General features: G+C 54.9%; 14 protein-coding genes. 7 read left to right on the plus strand and 7 right to left on the minus strand.

Annotated elements, in window-relative coordinates:
* From IMQ33_RS19835 to IMQ33_RS19855, 5 genes are all read left to right on the plus strand, one after another.
* On the plus strand, window positions 1-483 hold a 483-nt coding region (locus tag IMQ33_RS19835), incomplete at its 5' end, for a transposase (RefSeq protein ID WP_230327533.1).
* Between the two features lie 360 nt (window positions 484-843).
* Complete coding sequence (locus IMQ33_RS19840) at window positions 844-1833, plus strand: autotransporter outer membrane beta-barrel domain-containing protein (RefSeq protein WP_161738640.1); 990 nt, start codon at window positions 844-846, stop codon at window positions 1831-1833.
* Between the two features lie 114 nt (window positions 1834-1947).
* Window positions 1948-2274: a thiosulfate sulfurtransferase GlpE gene (glpE, locus tag IMQ33_RS19845; RefSeq protein ID WP_196061837.1), complete on the plus strand. Its 327-nt coding sequence runs from the start codon at window positions 1948-1950 to the stop codon at window positions 2272-2274.
* Between the two features lie 158 nt (window positions 2275-2432).
* A complete protein-coding gene (gene glpG / locus IMQ33_RS19850) occupies window positions 2433-3269 on the plus strand; it encodes a rhomboid family intramembrane serine protease GlpG (protein ID WP_024527602.1) in 837 nt (278 codons plus the stop codon).
* A 33-nt stretch (window positions 3270-3302) separates the two neighbouring features.
* Window positions 3303-4061 (plus strand): DeoR/GlpR family transcriptional regulator, encoded by a 759-nt coding sequence (locus tag IMQ33_RS19855; RefSeq protein ID WP_021181740.1) that lies wholly within the window; start codon window positions 3303-3305, stop codon window positions 4059-4061.
* Between the two features lie 56 nt (window positions 4062-4117).
* Here the strand turns inward: IMQ33_RS19855 and IMQ33_RS19860 are convergent, their stop codons facing one another.
* Both IMQ33_RS19860 and IMQ33_RS19865 read right to left on the minus strand, forming a co-directional pair.
* Entirely contained in the window at window positions 4118-4501 is a 384-nt protein-coding gene (locus IMQ33_RS19860; protein WP_196061838.1) for a tautomerase family protein, read from the minus strand.
* On the minus strand, window positions 4501-4809 hold the full coding sequence (locus IMQ33_RS19865; protein ID WP_021807438.1) for a carboxymuconolactone decarboxylase family protein: 309 nt from the start codon (window positions 4807-4809) through the stop codon (window positions 4501-4503). The genes IMQ33_RS19860 and IMQ33_RS19865 overlap by 1 nt, the downstream gene beginning before the upstream one ends.
* 88 nt (window positions 4810-4897) lie before the next feature.
* Between IMQ33_RS19865 and IMQ33_RS19870 the strand changes: the two genes are divergently transcribed.
* Window positions 4898-5794 (plus strand): LysR substrate-binding domain-containing protein, encoded by an 897-nt coding sequence (locus IMQ33_RS19870; RefSeq protein ID WP_196061862.1) that lies wholly within the window; start codon window positions 4898-4900, stop codon window positions 5792-5794.
* A 291-nt stretch (window positions 5795-6085) separates the two neighbouring features.
* Window positions 6086-7594 (plus strand): glycerol-3-phosphate dehydrogenase, encoded by a 1509-nt coding sequence (gene glpD / locus IMQ33_RS19875; RefSeq protein ID WP_065684000.1) that lies wholly within the window; start codon window positions 6086-6088, stop codon window positions 7592-7594.
* A gap of 96 nt (window positions 7595-7690) precedes the next feature.
* Here the strand turns inward: glpD and glgP are convergent, their stop codons facing one another.
* The 5 genes from glgP to glgB form a co-directional block, all read right to left on the minus strand.
* Window positions 7691-10138 (minus strand): glycogen phosphorylase, encoded by a 2448-nt coding sequence (gene glgP, locus IMQ33_RS19880; RefSeq protein WP_173408558.1) that lies wholly within the window; start codon window positions 10136-10138, stop codon window positions 7691-7693.
* Between the two features lie 24 nt (window positions 10139-10162).
* Complete coding sequence (gene glgA, locus IMQ33_RS19885; protein WP_196061839.1) at window positions 10163-11596, minus strand: glycogen synthase GlgA; 1434 nt, start codon at window positions 11594-11596, stop codon at window positions 10163-10165.
* Window positions 11597-11678: 82 nt separating this feature from the next.
* A complete protein-coding gene (glgC, locus tag IMQ33_RS19890; RefSeq protein WP_094982402.1) occupies window positions 11679-12956 on the minus strand; it encodes a glucose-1-phosphate adenylyltransferase in 1278 nt (425 codons plus the stop codon).
* 12 nt (window positions 12957-12968) lie between these two features.
* Window positions 12969-14954 (minus strand): glycogen debranching protein GlgX, encoded by a 1986-nt coding sequence (gene glgX, locus IMQ33_RS19895; protein ID WP_098929520.1) that lies wholly within the window; start codon window positions 14952-14954, stop codon window positions 12969-12971.
* Entirely contained in the window at window positions 14954-17137 is a 2184-nt protein-coding gene (gene glgB / locus IMQ33_RS19900; RefSeq protein ID WP_161712913.1) for a 1,4-alpha-glucan branching protein GlgB, read from the minus strand. Before glgB ends, glgX begins: the two co-directional genes overlap by 1 nt.
* Window positions 17138-17666 lie beyond the last annotated feature (529 nt).

Below are 17666 nucleotides of genomic sequence, written 5' to 3' on the forward strand. Positions count from 1 at the left end.
GTGGTGGTCTCAGTGGGCATCAAGCGACATATCGACTGGTTGACGGCTGAAATCCGGGATGCAGATGACGACATCGACAGGCAAATAAAAGTGATGCCGCTGTGGCGGGAAAAGGCGACGCTGTTGGAGGAAGTCAAAGGTATCGGGCCGACAACGATGGCGGTGCTTCTGGCGATGTTGCCGGAGCTGGGGACACTGAATCGGCACAAGATAAGTGCGCTGGTTGGTGTGTGTCCTTACGCCCACGACAGTGGAAAAATGAAAGGGAAGCGAAGTATCTGGGGAGGGCGAAGCGCAGTGCGTTCAGCGTTGTACATGGCGACCTTGTCAGCAGTGCGGTACAACCCGACAATCCGGGCGTTCTACGAACGCCTGATAGGGCGTGGGAAAGCGTTCAAGGTGGCGGTGACGGCTTGTGTGAGAAAGCTGCTAACTATCCTGAATGCGATGCTGCGGGATAATAAAAAATGGGTGACAAATTAATCATCACCCGTTGACTTTAAACACAGCTGCTCTCCCACAGTGAGAGGGGACCGAACGAGCCACATTTAACAACTGCGTTCGACCATAAATCCGCAAGGGATGTCTCTACAGCTGGTTTAACCTTCTACGCCGCTGCCTGGCTATCTATTTTGTCATCCTGGGTGATTTCCCAAGAGGGGCATTCATGCTCCTTTTATTAATAAACCTATAGTTTAGAAAATATATAGGGCCTGATACATCCACCAAATAAATAGGTCGAGCGATATCACTGGCGGTCAATCTAAAGCCCGCCGGTTTTCTCATGACATTATCGTTTCATCTGGGTACTATTGCGGCAAATTTCCATAGGGAGTTGGGATTGTGGCAATAAACAAGAAAACACTTATTGTGGTCGGGATTTATCTGACCACCTCTCCGGCCATGGCGAGCACGGAAACCCTCATCGATTATAGTTCCCGGCCCGACGCCGGGGTTTATCTGGGTAATCAGGTTGCCGCATCAACGTTATTTTCTCATACCCTACACCAAAGAAAAACCGCGCCAGGGGACAGTCAATTCTGGATGCGCGTTTCGGGTTATCACAGCAAGGATCTGAGCGCGGGCGATAATGGCTTGCCCGTCGATATGGATCGTCAGGTCTTTATGCTGGGCGGGGATTTGCTGGCCTTGGATAACAACAAAGAAGAGTGGACGGCAGGCCTGATGACCGGCTACGGCCACGCCAAGAGCAGCGCTAACAACGCTACCCTCTCATCCGAAGGAAAAGTCGACGGCTATTCTATCGGCGCTTACAGCACCTGGTATCAGGATAAGAAAAAGCATTCTGGGGCGTATGTGGATTCCTGGCTACAATATGCCTGGTTTAACAACAGCGTGACCTCTGCCCAAGGCAAGCAGAATTATGACAGCACTGGCTTTAGCGCCTCGCTGGAAACCGGCTATGCCTTGCAGCCTTTTTCGGCACTCGAGTTGATTATCGAGCCACAGCTGCAGATTATTTATAATCGCTTCGATGCCGATAATTATCAGGATCCGGCAGGCGTCTATATTCATCAGGCCGATGCGCCAAACTTTACTTCACGCGTCGGTATTCGCTGGTACAGCGATCAAGACGATTATACTACCGCCTATCTCGCCACCAACTGGTGGCATAATAGTGGCAAGAACGCGGTCAATTTTAATGATACACGGGTAGAGACCAACGCCCTGGATGATCTTTTTGAGGTCAAGTTAGGCCTGCATTCGCCTAGTACTTACAACATGCAGCTGTGGTTCGAAGGCGGGATCACCATGGGAGCCAACAGCTACCAGGATTACGGTGGCACCTTGGGTGTGAGCTATCGCTGGTAACAACGCTACAGTTGCAAGACGGCGGGGATAAAGTCCCTGCTGTTGCTCTGGTCTAATGCCTGCAAAAATTGGATACAATAAAGACATTATCCCATTACCCGGTATTTTGCAGTTATGGAACAGTTTGAAACGATCGACGTTGTGCAAGCACACCAACGCCTGAAAAACGGTAGCGCCGCACTGGTTGATATCCGCGATCCACAAAGCTTTGAAGCTGGACATACGCCAGGCGCTTTTCATCTGACCAACGCCACCTTGTCCGCCTTTATGCAGCAGAACGAGTTCGATCGCCCGGTGATGGTCATGTGCTATCACGGCAACAGCAGCCGCAGCGCCGCGCAGTATCTGCTGCATCAGGGGTTTGACGCGGTTTACAGTATCGACGGCGGCTTTGAGGCCTGGGCCCGCCAGTTCCCACAGGACGTTGAGACCTCCGCCTAATCCCCATTGGGCCGCCTTTCTGGGCGGCCAATTGCTGAATTCTGCACTGTTTTTGTCAGATCCCTTCCCTGCGCTCAGGATTTCAACGGTATAATCAGCCGCCAATGCCATCGGCGGTTTTGCCCGTGGCCAAAGTCATCTACTTAGACGGAAAATCTATGGTTCGAGTGATCGCCGTATCCAACCCTCGCCTGGCGCAGGCCTTTGTCGATTACATGGCAACGCAAGGGGTTGTACTTGAAGTCCGCGCAACAGGCGATGCAGCCGAAATCTGGCTGGCGGACGAGGCCCATCTGGAGCAGGTACAACACGAACTGCAACAGTTCCTGCTCGATCCGTTCAACCGCCGCTATCAGGCCGCCAGTTGGCAGGCAGGCAGCACCGATGCCGGTCTACAGTATCAACAGTTTTCTTACCTGCAAATCATCCGCAGCAAGGCCGGGCCGCTGACGCTAACGGTGATGAGCCTGTGTATTCTGGTCTATATCCTGATGCAGGTGCTGGGTGATGATACCGTCATGTTCTGGCTCTCCTGGCCGCAAAACAGCTCGCAATATGGCCAGCTGTGGCGCTGGGTCAGCCATGCGTTTCTGCACTTCTCGCTGCTGCACATTACCTTTAACCTGATGTGGTGGTGGTATCTTGGTGGTCCGCTGGAAAAACTCCTCGGCACCGGCAAGCTGTTTGTGATCGCCGTAGTGTCGGCCTTTTTCAGCGGCTGGGCGCAGTCGTTATTCAGCGGTGCGCTGTTCGGCGGGCTTTCCGGGGTCGTTTACGCGCTGATGGGCTATGTCTGGCTGAGCGGTGAACGCGCACCGGAACGCGGTTTGAACCTGCCCCGGGGCTTGATGGTCTTTTCCGCGCTCTGGCTGGTGGCCGGTTATTTCGATATTTTAGGAATGTCGATCGCCAATGCGGCACACGTTGCCGGTTTAGTGATAGGGTTATTAATGGCATTCTGGGATACGCGGCATCGCGCGCACAACGAACAATAACAACCAGGCACATCGGTGTATTAGGGGAATATCGTGAAGCAAACACAGCGTCATGACGCAATTATCGAATTAGTGCGCCTACAGGGATATGTCAGTACGGAAGAGCTGGTGGAGCACTTTGCCGTCAGCCCGCAAACCATTCGCCGTGATTTGAATGACCTGGCCGATCAGAACAAAATACAGCGTCATCACGGTGGAGCTGCGTTACCTTCCAGTTCGGTAAACACCGCTTATCACGATCGCAAGGTGATGTGGTCGGAAGAGAAAGCCCGCATCGCCCAGCGCGTAGCCAGCCAGATACCGGACGGCGCCACGCTGTTTATCGATATTGGCACCACGCCGGAAGCGGTAGCCCACGCCTTGATGGGCCATAAAAATCTGCGGGTCGTGACCAACAACCTGAACGTAGCCACCCTGCTCACCGCCAAGGAGGATTTCCGTCTGATCCTGGCCGGTGGCGAAGTCCGTACCCGCGATGGCGGCATTATGGGCGAAGCCACGCTGGACTTTATCTCCCAGTTCCGCCTGGATTTCGGCATTCTCGGCATCAGCGGCATCGATATGGATGGCTCGCTGCTCGAATTCGACTATCACGAAGTGCGAACCAAACGCGCGATTATCGAAAACTCCCGCTGCGTGATGTTGGTTACCGACCATTCCAAGTTTGGCCGTAACGCGATGGTGAACCTGGGGAACATGAACCTGATCGACTATCTGTTTACCGATCAGGCTCCGCCACCCAGCGTGATGAAGATTATCGAGCAGTACGACGTACAGCTGGAACTCTGCTGATCTCCCTGCCCCCTCACCAAATGGAGAGGGGGCCAAACGTGCCACGCATTAGCCCATCACCCAGGGCAATACATGCAGCCATTGCTGAAGCTCCAGTCAGCGGCGTTGTTGAACTGAATAATCACCATGACATCATCGGGATGAATATTCAGCCCCCTGTTCAGGCGCTCACTCAGCACATGGTAAAAACTCTGTTTCTGCCCGGCGGAACGTGGCTTTCCCGCGATGATCTGAAACAGGATAAAGTTGTCGCTGCGTTCACCACTCTGATAACTCCGGTCAAAAATGCGCTGGCTGGCAGGTAGCGTTTCAATGACCTGAAAACGGTCGTCTGGCGGAACGTCAAACTCCTCCGTCAGGCTCTGGTGCAGAATGTCAGAGATTTTCTGGAGTTGTGTCTCACTGTAGCCTTGGCGAAGTGTAATTCGGCTGAAGGGCATCAGATACTCTCCTCATCAATACAGCCGATTGCAGATACTGCGGCCGGCCAGCCTGCATAAAAAGCCAAATGGGTGAACGCTTCAATAATCTCCTGGTGGCTCAGACCATTTTTCCGAGCAAAATCGAGGTGCCACGGTAGCTGTTGCACCCGCCCCAGCGCAGCCAGAGCAGACAATGTTATCAGGCTGCGATCACGCGGGGAGAGCTCACCGCGCTGCCATATATCATCAAAAAGAACCTCCTTACTCAATTCAGCCAGTTTGGGGGCCAGTCGGGCAAGCATGTCTCGGTCGGTGGATTGGGTCATGGCATTCTCTCCGTATTGACAGTCAACCCATTCTGGCGTGATAGTCAAATCCTGAAAATCGAATTAATCAGGACCAACCATCCTGAATATAAGGATGATAATGAAGAAGCTTTTACCCGCGCTGGATCTGGATGCACTACGCAGCTTTGTTACCGGCATTGAATGTGGCAGCTTTGCACTGGCGGCAACACGCCTGTCCCGCTCCACTTCTGCCGTCAGCGCCCAGTTAAAAAAGCTGGAAATGCAGTGCAACGCGACATTGGTGATGAAAAAAGGGCGCCATCTGGAACTGACCCCTCAGGGTGAAATGCTGATGGGTTATGCGCGGCGCATGCTGGAGTTAAACGATGAAACACAGCGTGCTCTGAAAGGAGAATTGTTAAAGGGAGAGATCAGCATTGGTATGCAGGAGGATTTTGGTGAATCACTGATGCCTGGGATCCTCGGCCAGTTCAGACGCCATCATCCAGAGCTGAAGATCATCGCCAGGGTAGACCGTCAACATGCGCTGCAAACCGCATTAGACGATAAAACGGTCGATATGGCACTCATGTGGCAGCCAGATGCACAGATACGCGAAGGCCGACGGTTAGGCGAACGCCAGCTAGAGTGGATTTACCATCCGGACCTGGATCTTCCTGCTCTGCTGGCAAAGGGTGAGCCGCTACCACTGGTGATGTTTGAAAACCCGTGCCTGATGCGCTCGCGTGCTACTACCAGCCTGGATCATGCAGGGGTCCCCTGGCGGGTAATGTTTGTCAGCCACAGCCTGAGCGGTATCTGGGCTGCGGTTAAGGCCGGATTTGGCCTGACCGTACGCACACGCCTTGGCATGCCAGGAGATCTGCGCATAGCGGGCAACCTTCTGCCAACACTCGGAAATCTGGGGATCACACTTGAGCAGACCAAGGCCGACGGTGAGAATCTCACTGCGCGGGCAATGCTTGGCCAGTTAATGGAGGAGGCGTTGTCAGGATTGAAATGATACCTATACTTATGTTCATCCTCTTATCCCCCCCAGTCGCTTCGTCACCAAACTCAAAAACCTCCTTATATCCACGCCCGCAATAGGCATGGGTTTGCGGTGGATGCGGCTAAGCAAAAGCTGCGTCAAATACCCCTTCAATTTGTATACCTACTATCACCAAACTGTTACCTCTATCACGCAAGAATGTTTTTGTTTGGTTAACTCTTGGCTTGCTTGTTGGTTTCCGATTACAATAATGAGCGAAAACGAACATAAAAGAGCTATTTCGAACACCAGGAGGAAGTTAACGTGGAAACCAAAGACTTGATCGTTATCGGTGGTGGTATCAACGGAGCCGGCATCGCAGCCGATGCAGCCGGGCGTGGGCTGTCCGTACTGCTACTGGAAGCGCAAGACTTGGCCTGTGCTACGTCTTCCGCCAGTTCAAAACTGATCCACGGTGGCCTGCGCTACCTGGAACACTACGAGTTTCGTCTGGTCAGCGAAGCGCTGGCCGAACGTGAAGTGCTGCTGAAACTGGCACCGCATATCGCCTTCCCAATGCGTTTCCGCCTGCCGCACCAGCCTCATCTGCGCCCGGCCTGGATGATCCGTATCGGCCTGTTCCTGTACGATCATTTGGGCAAACGCACCAGCCTGCCAGGCAGTAAAGGTTTGCGCTTTGGACCAGAGTCCGTCCTGAAGCCAGACTTAAAGCGCGGTTTCGAATATTCTGATTGTTGGGTAGACGATGCGCGCCTGGTCGTACTGAACGCCCAAGCCGTGGCCGAACGCGGTGGCGAAGTGCGCACCCGCACCAAAGTGACCCGCGCCTGGCGCGAAAATGGGCTGTGGATGGTGGAAGCCATCGACGTCGACAGCGGCAAAACCTTTACCTGGCGCGCCAAAGGCTTGGTGAACGCTACCGGCCCATGGGTAAAACATTTCTTCGACGATGGCCTGAAGCTCAAGTCTCCTTACGGTATCCGCCTGATCAAAGGCAGCCATATCGTAGTACCTCGGGCGCATAACCAGCCACAGTCTTATATCTTGCAGAACGAAGACCACCGTATCGTGTTTGTCATTCCGTGGCTGGACGAATTCTCCATCATCGGCACCACCGACGTGGAATACCACGGCGATCCGAAAGACGTGAAGATCGACGATAACGAAATCAACTATCTGTTGAAGGTGTATAACGATCACTTCAAAAAACAGCTGGGCCGTGACGATATCGTCTGGACCTACTCTGGCGTACGCCCGCTGTGTGATGATGAATCTGACTCACCGCAGGCCGTAACTCGCGACTATACGCTGGATGTGCATGACGAGCAGGGCAAAGCCCCACTGCTTTCCGTATTCGGTGGCAAACTCACCACCTACCGCAAGCTGGCCGAGCATGCGATGGAGAAATTGGCTCACTACTATCCTGGCTGTGGCCCGGCATGGACCAAAAACGGTTCCCTGCCAGGGGGCAATATTGACGGCGATCGCGATAGCTATGCCGCTAAACTGCGCCGTCAGCACGGCTGGATGACGGAGTCATTGGCTCGTCGTTACGCCCGTACTTATGGTAGCCACAGCGAAATAATCCTGGCTAATGCCAATAGCCTGAGCGATTTGGGTGAAGACTTCGGCCATGACCTGTACGAAGCTGAACTGCGCTATCTGGTTGAGAAAGAGTGGGTTGTCGAGCTGGATGATGCCCTGTGGCGCCGCACCAAACTGGGGATGTGGCTCAGCGAAGAACAGCAGGCGCGGGTGAAAACCTGGCTGGCAGAAAATGCCAAACCAAAAGCGTTGTCATTGGCGTCTTGATTGAGGTGTGAGTAGGCGGGCGCAGCATGCAGCGCCCCTACGGCATACGGGACGCAACAAGTTAAATTCAAGGGCCGGTGATCCGGCCCTTGGCTATTACAGCTTTATCGGTTTGATATTCCAGATCTCGTCCGCGTACTCCTGGATCGTGCGGTCGGAAGAGAAGTAGCCCATGTTGGCGATATTGAGTATCGCGCGCCTGGTCCAGTCGTCCTGATTGAGATACACCTCATCCACCTTATCCTGCGTATCCACATAGCTGCGGTAATCGGCCAACAGCTGATAGTGGTCGCCGAGATTGACCAGTGAATCGAACAGGCTGCTGTAGCGCTTGGGCTCTTCAGGGCTGAACACACCGGTAGCGATCTGCGTCAAAGCCAGATGCAACTCTTCATCCTGCTCGTAATACTGACGTGGGTTATACCCATCGCGGCGCAGCGCTTCCACCTGATCGGCGGTATTGCCAAAGATAAAGATGTTCTCTTCGCCCACGTGTTCCAGCATTTCGACGTTGGCCCCGTCCAGCGTGCCGATGGTCAAGGCACCGTTGAGAGCAAACTTCATATTACTGGTGCCCGAAGCCTCTGTCCCTGCCAGCGAGATCTGCTCGGAGAGATCGGCCGCCGGAATGATCATCTGGGCCAGGCTTACCCCGTAGTTAGGAATAAACACCACCTTCAAATCATCATGCACTCGCGGATCGTTGTTGATCACCTTCGCTACGTCATTGATCAAACGGATGATCTGTTTGGCGGCATAGTAGGCCGAAGCCGCTTTACCCGCGAAGATCACCACGCGCGGTACGCGTTTGGCATCAGGATCCTGCAACAGACGGTTATAACGCGTGATCACATGCAATACGTTCAGCAATTGCCGCTTATATTCATGGATCCGTTTGATTTGTACGTCGAACAACGCGTCAGGGTTCACCACCACGTTGAGCTTTTTCGCGATATACCCCGCCAGCCGCTCTTTATTCTGCCGTTTGGCAGCCTGTACGGCCTGCAAGAAGCTCGGGTAATCCGCATTCGCTTTGATTTCGCCAAGCTGGCTGAGATCGGTACGCCAGTTGTGACCAATACTGTCATCCAGCACTTTGGATAATGGCCGGTTAGCCAATCCCAGCCAGCGGCGCGGCGTGACCCCGTTGGTTTTATTGCAGAAGCGATCGGGGAATACGCGAGCAAAATCGGCAAACAGGGACTGTACCATCAGTTCGGAGTGCAGTGCCGAGACGCCATTCACCTTATGGCTGGCGACCACAGCCAACCACGCCATACGCACTCTACGCCCGTTGGTTTCATCAATGATGGAGACCCGTGCCAGCAATTGATTATCGCCCGGCACCACTTGCTGTACCTGCTTGAGGAAATGGTCGTTGATTTCGAAGATCAGTTGCAGGTGGCGCGGCAGGATCTTGCCCAGCATATCAACCGGCCAGGTTTCCAGCGCTTCGCTCATCAAGGTGTGGTTGGTATAGGAGAACACCTTTTCCACCACTTCCCAGGCATCCAGCCAGCTGAATTTGTGCTCATCAATCAGCAGGTGCATCAGCTCAGGGATCGACAACACCGGGTGGGTATCATTGAGGTGGATGGCAATCTTGTCGGCCAGATTGTCGAAGGTTTTGTGCATCGTCCAATGGCGGTTGAGGATGTCCTGGGTAGTGGCTGAAACCAGGAAATACTCCTGCCGCAGGCGCAGTTCACGCCCGGAATAGGTGGAGTCATCGGGATAGAGCACGCGCGAAACGTTCTCGGAGTGGTTTTTATCTTCCACTGCGGCAAAATAATCCCCCTGGTTGAACTTACCCAGGTTGATTTCATTACTGGCCTGAGCGCTCCACAAACGCAGCGTGTTGGTGGCATCGGTATCAAAGCCCGGGATCACCTGATCGTAGGCGATGGCGATAATCTCTTCGGTTTCCACCCAGCGGGCCTTCGCCCCTTCCTGCTGAACGCGGCCACCAAAACGCACTTTATAGCGGGTATTATGGCGCGGGAACTCCCACGGGTTGCCGTATTCCAGCCAATAATCCGGCGACTCCATCTGTTGGCCATCGACGATGTTCTGCTTGAACATGCCATATTCATAGCGAATACCGTAGCCCCGGCCAGGCAGCGCCAGCGTGGCCAACGAGTCCAGGAAGCAGGCAGCCAAACGCCCCAGGCCGCCATTGCCCAAGCCAGGATCGTTCTCTTCCTCAAGCAGCTCACTCAGGTTCAGACCCATCTCATCGAGTGCGTCCTCAATATCCTGGTAAATCCCCATCGATAACAGCGCATTCGACAGCGTACGGCCAAGCAGAAACTCCATCGACAGGTAATACACCTGCCGGACATCTTGTGAAAGCTGGGCGCGATTGGATCGCAACCAACGTTCCACCATCCTGTCGCGCACCGCAAACAACACGGCATTAAGCCAGTCGTGCTGGGTGGCGATAGCCGGATCCTTACCGACAATAAACATCAGTTTATAGGCGATGGAATGTTTCAGCGCTTCGACACTGACCGTGGGTGAGGTGTAACTAAACGGTGAAGTCATAGTAATTCAATCCCAAGTACGTGATTACAACAAGCGTTGATAAAGCGACAGATATTCCTTTGCCGCGACTTGCCAGCCAAAATCCAGACTCATGGCATGGCGTTGTACGTGATGCCAATGTCTCGGCCTGCTCCACAGCACCAGAGCACGCCGAATGGCATTGCCTAGGGCAACAGCATTACAATCATCAAACATAAACCCGCTGGCAGTACCGTCGGCCAGGTTCTCCAGCGCACAGTCCACCACCGTATCAGCCAACCCACCGGTGCGGCGCACCAGCGGCAACGTGCCATATTTCAGGCCATAAAGCTGTGTTAATCCGCAAGGCTCAAAGCGGCTGGGTACCAGGATCACGTCCGCTCCGCCGATAATGCGGTGCGAGAAGGCATCGTGGTAGCCAATCTGCACACCGACCTGTTCCGGATAATCGGCCGCAGCCGCCAGGAAAGCCTGCTGTAATACTGCGTCACCGGCCCCCAGCACGACCAACTGCCCCCCTTGTTCCAGCAACGCTGGCAGGGCTTCCAGCACCAAATCCAACCCTTTCTGGTTGGTCAAACGGCTGACCACCGCAAACAGTGGCAACGATTCATCCACCTGTAGCCCCATGGCTTTTTGCAGATGAACCTTATTCTTGGCCTTTTTTTTCAAGCTGTTGGCGTCATAGCGTGCCGCCAGGCGCGCATCGTGTGACGGGTCCCAAATCTTGTCATCAACACCGTTGAGAATACCGCTCAATCTCCCCTGCCGCTGCCGCTCCTGGAGTAACCCTTCCATCCCGTAGCCAAACTCCGGCTGGGTAATTTCACGCGCATAGGTCGGGCTGACGGCGGTGATATGGTCGGCGTAGTACAGGCCTGCTTTCAGGAAAGACATCTGGCCGTAAAACTCCAGGCCATAGATATTCAAGAATGACGATGGCAACCACAGCTCCGCCATATGGTGGGCGGAGAATAGCCCCTGATAGGCCAGATTGTGTACGGTAAAGATCGAGCGTGCCGGGTGGCCATTCGCCGCCAGATAAGCGCAGGCCAAGCCAGCATGCCAGTCATGAGCATGGACCAGTTTTGGCCGCCAGTAATGATCCAGCCCCTTCGCCAGCTCACAGGCCATCCAGCCCAGCAAGGCAAAACGGCGGTGGTTGTCCGGGTAGGCATACATCGACTGATCGTGGTACGGGCTGCCCGGCCGGTCATACAACCAGGGGGCATCGATCAGGTAAACACCTACGCCATGATAGGTACCATAACGTAGGCCTACGCGCCCGGCAAAAGAGTCGATCTCGGCAACCAGTACCGTGTCCGGGATACCGTTGCGCACGTCAGGAAAAGCCGGTAATAGCACCCGAACATCAGCTCCTGCGGCAATCTGCGCCGTCGGTAATGCGCCAACCACGTCTGCAAGCCCGCCGGTTTTAAGCAGAGGGAACATCTCGGAACATACGTGTAAAACCTGCATTATCACTCCTGAAATTCGGTAAAAACGTCTTTACGGAGATAAGGGGCGCGGCTTGCCACGCCCAAGGTTCCGGCCGGAATGGCTACAGTTTTGCCAACATTTCGCGCGTCACCAGCACGATGCCCTCTTCCGAACGGTAAAAACGCTTGCTGTCTTCCTCGGCGTTTTCACCAATCACCATGCCTTCGGGAATATGGCAGGCGCGATCGATAATGCAGCGGCGCAGGCGGCAGGAGCGGCCAACGTTGACATCGGGCAGTAATACAGAAGAGTCGATAGTGCAGAAGGAGTTCACCCGCACCCTCGAGAACAGCACTGAATGCACCACCACCGAACCGGAGACAATGCACCCACCGGCCACCAGCGAGTTCATGGTCATGCCATGGCTGCCGGAACGGTCTTGCACAAATTTGGCCGGTGGCAGTGGCTCCATATAGGTGCGGATCGGCCAGGAACGGTCGTACATATCCAGCTCAGGCGTTACCGAAGCCAGATCGAGGTTGGCGCGCCAGTAGGCTTCCAAGGTCCCGACATCACGCCAATACGGCGGCAGATCGGGACCACATCCCACACAGGAAAGAGTAAACGGATGCGCCCAGGCAGCGCCCTGCGCGGTAATTTTTGGGATCAGATCCTTACCGAAATCGTGGGTGGAGTCAGGGGTCGACATATCCTCTTCCAGCAGTTGGAAGAGATAGCTGGCGTTGAAAATATAGATGCCCATGCTGGCCAGTGACATATCCGGGTTGCCAGGCATGGCCGGCGGATTGGCTGGCTTCTCCAGGAATTCGAGGATCAGGTCGTTATCGTCCACCTTCATCACGCCAAACTCGCTGGCTTCCTTGCGCGGTACCGGAATACAGGCCACCGTGCACTGCGCCCCTTTCTCGACGTGATCGATCAGCATGCGCGAGTAGTCCATTTTATAAATATGGTCGCCCGCCAGGATCACCACGTATTCCGCTTCATAGCGGCGAATGATGTCGAGGTTCTGGTAAACCGCATCCGCGGTGCCTTTGTACCAATGTTCGGTGCTGAGGCGCTGCTGGGCAGGCAGCAGATCGACAAACTCATTCATCTCTTCGTTGAGGAACGACCAGCCCCGCTGAATATGCTGCACCAACGTATGGGAATGATACTGAGTGATCACCCCCATACGGCGGATCCCTGAGTTCAGGCAGTTGGACATGGCAAAATCGATGATGCGGTACTTGCCACCGAAGTGAACGGCTGGCTTGGCGCGGGTAGAGGTTAAATCTTTCAAACGCGAGCCACGGCCGCCTGCCAATATCAGGGCAACGGATTTATTCGGCAGTTGGCGCGCCAACATCAGAGGGTCTTTATTTTCGTGCTTAACCATAACTGACTCCTTTTAATTTTTCTCTACCAGCACGCAAAGCGAATGCGCAACCTGGCACCAGGCGGGTAAAACCGCCCGCGAATCTTCCTGAGTAAAGGGGGCGACAACCTGCCAATCACCCTCGGGTAACGTCATCTCAACGGTCTGCTGGGTGGCGTTGATCACCATCAGCCAGCGTTGCGACAGGCGGATCTGCAAGCAGCGATCGCCCTGTTCCCACTGTTGCGCACTGAGCGGCTGCCCCTGCGCGTTTAACCACTGCACGCTGCCGTCTCCCTCCTGCCACCAGCGGTCTGCCTGCAAAGCAGGAATTTGCTGGCGCAAGCGGATCAGCGCGGCGGTGTATGCGGTCAGTGACTCATCCGCATTGGCCCAATCGAGCCAGGTGGTTGCGTTATCCTGACAGTAAGCATTGTTGTTGCCTTGCTGGCTATTTCCGTGCTCATCACCGGCCAGCAGCATCGGTGTCCCCTGTGCCAGAAGCAGCGTGGCAAGCAGTGCTCGCTGGCTGGCCTGGCGGCGTTGCAAAACGGTTTCGTCGGCAATCAGGCCTTCAACTCCGTGGTTACAGCTAAAGTTTTGGTCGCTGCCATCACGGTTTCCCTCTCCGTTAGGCTGGTTATGTTTCTCCTTGAAACTCACTACGTCCTGCAAGGTAAAGCCGTCGTGGGCCGTCAGCATATTGATGCTGACATAAGGCGCACGCCCACGTTGGTTGAATACCTCGCTGGAGGCAGCAAAACGCTGGGCAAACTGACCCAGTGACAGATCTCCCCACAGCCAGAAACGGCGGATATCGTCACGAAAATGGTCATTCCACTCAGCAAAACGGCCTGGAAACGCGCCAACCTGATAGCCCCCTGGGCCAATGTCCCAGGGCTCGGCGATCAGTTTGCAGCGCCCCAGCGTATCGTCCGCCAGCATCGCCTGAAACAGCGGTGCATCGCGGTCAAACGCTGGTGTACGGCCTAACACGGTGCCAAGATCGAAGCGGAAACCGTCGACATGGCACTCCCGAACCCAAAAACGCAGGCAATCCATCACCCACGCCACGCCCGCTGGCTGATCCAAGCGCAGCGTATTGCCACAGCCGGTGAGGTTATCGTAGCCACCGTCAGGGGTTAGCCAGTAGTAACTGGGGTTATCGATACCACGCAGCGACAACGTTGGCCCATCCACATCCAGCTCTGCACTGTGGTTGAACACCACGTCCAGGATCACTTCGATCCCCGCCCGGTGCAGTGCTTTCACCGCATCGCGGAGCTCACGGAGCGGCGTCGTCCCGGTGCTCAAACTGCTGTAACGGTTGTCTGGCGCGAAAGGAGCCAGCACGTTGTATCCCCAGTAATTGATCAGCCCCAGGCGCTGCAAACGCGGCTCCGTGGTGTGCTGCTGCACCGGCAAAAGCTCGAGCGCAGTGATCCCCAACCGCTTGAAGTAGGCAATCATCGCCGGGTGGCCAAGAGCAGCAAAGCTGCCACGCAATACGGCCGGGATCTCCGGGTGCGTTAACGTCAGCCCCCGGACGTGGGCTTCGTAGATCACCGTTTTACCCCAAGGGGTGGCTGGCGGGCGATCGTCTTGCCAATCGTAGCTTTCATCGATCACTACACATTTGGGCATCAACGGGGCGCTGTCTTGCTGGTCCGGTTGTTCGTACCCCCCATGCAAATTCACATGGTCGGCAACCGGCCCTTCGACTGCCCGCGCCGCCGGATCGAGCAACAGCTTGTTGGCGTTAAAACGCAACCCAAGATGCGGCTCAAACGGGCCATGCACCCGAAAACCATAACGCTGCCCCAACTCGCCCCCTGGCAGATATCCATGCCAGATATCACCGCTGCGGGCAGGCAACGGCAGGCGTGTTTCACGATATTGCGCATCGAACAGGCACAGCTCAACCCGCGTGGCATGCGCAGAAAACAGGGTAAAGTTGATGCCATTACCGTCGTAATAAGCCCCTAAAGGCGCGGCAAGACCCGGCGTCAGCTCTACCATCAAGCCTCCCGCCGTAGATAAACGGTGGCCAGCGGTGGCACCATCACGCTGATCGAATGTTCACGACCGTGGCTGCCGATCGGCTGCGAAATCACCCGCCCCTGATTACCCGCGTTACTGCCGTGATAATGGTGTGAATCGGTATTGAGGATTTCCTGATATTCGCCAGCGCGCGCAATGCCGATGCGGTAATGAGGGCGCGGCACCGGGGTAAAGTTGCTGATGGCTATCAGCTCATTGCCCTGCGAGTCGTAGCGTGCGAATGCAAATACCGAATTGTCGTGATCGTCGACCACCAGCCATTCAAAGCCGTCTGGACGATAATCGCGCTCATACAGCGGCGCATTCTCCTGGTAGCAGTGGTTGAGATCGCGTACCAACCGTTGTACGCCGTGGTGCCAACCGTCCAATCCTTCCAGCAGATGCCAGTCCAGGCTGTTATCGAAATTCCACTCGCGCCCTTGAGCAAATTCGCTGCCCATAAACAGCAGTTTTTTGCCCGGGTGAGCCCACATAAAGCCGTAATAGGCCCGCAGGTTGGCGAATTTCTGCCAGGCATCCCCCGGCATCCGATCCAGCACGGAGCCTTTGCCATGCACCACTTCGTCGTGCGAGATCGGCAGCACGAAGTTTTCTGTATAGGCGTAGAGCATGCCGAAGGTCATCAGGTTGTGGTGGTATTTACGGTGCACCGGATCGCACTTCATATAATCCAGCGTGTCGTGCATCCAGCCGAGATCCCACTTGTAGTGGAAACCTAAGCCGTTGGCATCCGGCGGCAGCGTAACCCCCGGATAGTCGGTGGATTCTTCCGCCAGCGTCACCGCCCCTGGCCGCTCTTTGCCCAGCGTCTGGTTGGTGTAACGCAGGAAGGAAATCGCTTCCAGGTTCTCATTGCCGCCATAGTAGTTTGGCACCCACTCACCGTCGGCACGGCTGTAATCACGGTAAATCATCGACGCCACCGCATCGACGCGCAGGGCGTCGATACCAAAGCGCTCCAGCCAGTAAAACGCATTGCCCGCCAGATAGTTACGCACCTCGTGGCGGCCATAGTTGTAGATCAGCGTGTTCCAATCCTGGTGGAATCCTTCACGAGGATCGGCATATTCATACAGCGCGGTGCCGTCGAAGTTGGCCAGGCCATGGGCATCGCTGGGGAAATGCCCCGGCACCCAATCCAGGATCACGTTGATCCCGGCATCATGAGCCGCGGCGACAAAAGCCTTGAACTCCGCTGGCGTGCCAAAACGCCGGGTTGGCGCATACATTCCCAACGGCTGATAGCCCCAGCTGCCGTCGAACGGATGCTCGTTGATCGGCAACAGTTCAATATGGGTGAAGCCCATATATTTAACGTAGGGGATCAGTTGCTCGGCCAGTTCTTGATAGCTGAGCCAGAAATTATTGTCTGTATGGCGACGCCAGGAGCCCAGGTGCACTTCATAGATGGAAATCGGACGGTCAAAGTCATTGGCCCGCTGCCTTTCCGGCGTGTTTTCCACCACCGCAGGCAACGGTGTGATCAACGAGGCCGTTTCCGGCCGCATCTGCGCTTCGAAAGCATAAGGATCGGCTTTCAGCTGCACGTTGCCGTAACAATCGATAATCTCGTATTTATACAGCTGCCCGGCCTTCACGCCCGGTAAAAACAGCTCCCAAATCCCATTCTCTCTTCGCAGGCGCATGGGATGACGCCGTCCATCCCAAAAGTTGAACTCCCCCACTACCGACACGCGCTGGGCATTCGGTGCCCAAACGGCAAAGCTGACCCCATCCACATTATCCAACGAGCCAGGATGCGCCCCCAGCCGCTCATAAGGCCGCAGATGGGTGCCCTCGGCCAGCAGCCAGCTGTCAATATCCTGCAGCAGGGTGCCAAAACGATATGGGTCTTCAAGCAGTTGTTGATGGTCGCGCCAGCTGACTTCAAGCTGATAGCGGAAAGGGGTTTTACGACGCGGTACGAGAGCGCTGAAAAAACCACGAGCGTCATCGCAATTGAGCTGAACCAGACGGTTACCGGTTTTACTCTCTACCAGCCACACGGTGCCCGCATCCGGCAACAGCGCACAAATCTGTAGGCCGTTTTCGGTTACATGCATGCCGAGCAAGGAAAAGGGATCGGCATAGTGACCGGAGATGAGCTGATTGATCACGTCACGTTCGGGAAGTACAGGCATAGCATTCTTCCTTTGATTAAGAGCATGACTTTTAAAAGGCTACGCTGAACAAAAAGCAGCCGTTGCACCTATCATGCAATTCATTTGCTACCTAAAGCGTGATTTCAGTCGGTTATTGATTAATCGATCGCCTTCATGCTCGCAGTTTCGCTCTTTATGCTTAATTTTTAGGCGAATTTTCACCATTGATGGAAAACTTTTCATCCACCTAATAAGCATAGTCATGTCTGCTAAAAACACGGTGACATTACCAAGGAAAATTTTTAGCCGGAAAACCGGCAGAGTGGGCAACCTTAGCTGGCTGCGTCTGATATACGACAGGCATGACGTCACCTTGCCTGCATCACCTTGACTACTTCTGCAATCGAGACCAGAAACGTGAAAAACAGGGCATTGGTGGGCTGAAAGAGATCAGCCCTCGGGAAGTTCAAGGTTATAGCTGCCACATGCAGTTCATGGGGATGCACTCACCTTCATAATGTGACCCTCCCCCTACTCAGTAAAAACACCTAGCCAAGTAGGTAATCAA

The organism is Serratia sp. Res13-Sevr-LER1-36-b (genome assembly GCF_015673035.1).
Taxonomy (GTDB): Bacteria; Pseudomonadota; Gammaproteobacteria; order Enterobacterales; family Enterobacteriaceae; genus Chania; species Chania fonticola_C.

Excerpts from the sequence above, each read along its gene's own strand:
- glpE (WP_196061837.1), top strand. The coding sequence starts at position 1,948 with ATGGAACAGTTTGAAACGATCGACGTTGTGCAAGCACACCAACGCCTG.
- glpG (WP_024527602.1), top strand. The coding sequence starts at position 2,433 with ATGGTTCGAGTGATCGCCGTATCCAACCCTCGCCTGGCGCAGGCCTTT.
- IMQ33_RS19860 (WP_196061838.1), bottom strand. The coding sequence starts at position 4,501 with ATGCCCTTCAGCCGAATTACACTTCGCCAAGGCTACAGTGAGACACAA.
- IMQ33_RS19865 (WP_021807438.1), bottom strand. The coding sequence starts at position 4,809 with ATGACCCAATCCACCGACCGAGACATGCTTGCCCGACTGGCCCCCAAA.
- glgP (WP_173408558.1), bottom strand. The coding sequence starts at position 10,138 with ATGACTTCACCGTTTAGTTACACCTCACCCACGGTCAGTGTCGAAGCG.
- glgA (WP_196061839.1), bottom strand. The coding sequence starts at position 11,596 with ATGCAGGTTTTACACGTATGTTCCGAGATGTTCCCTCTGCTTAAAACC.
- glgC (WP_094982402.1), bottom strand. The coding sequence starts at position 12,956 with ATGGTTAAGCACGAAAATAAAGACCCTCTGATGTTGGCGCGCCAACTG.
- glgX (WP_098929520.1), bottom strand. The coding sequence starts at position 14,954 with ATGGTAGAGCTGACGCCGGGTCTTGCCGCGCCTTTAGGGGCTTATTAC.
- glgB (WP_161712913.1), bottom strand. The coding sequence starts at position 17,137 with ATGCCTGTACTTCCCGAACGTGACGTGATCAATCAGCTCATCTCCGGT.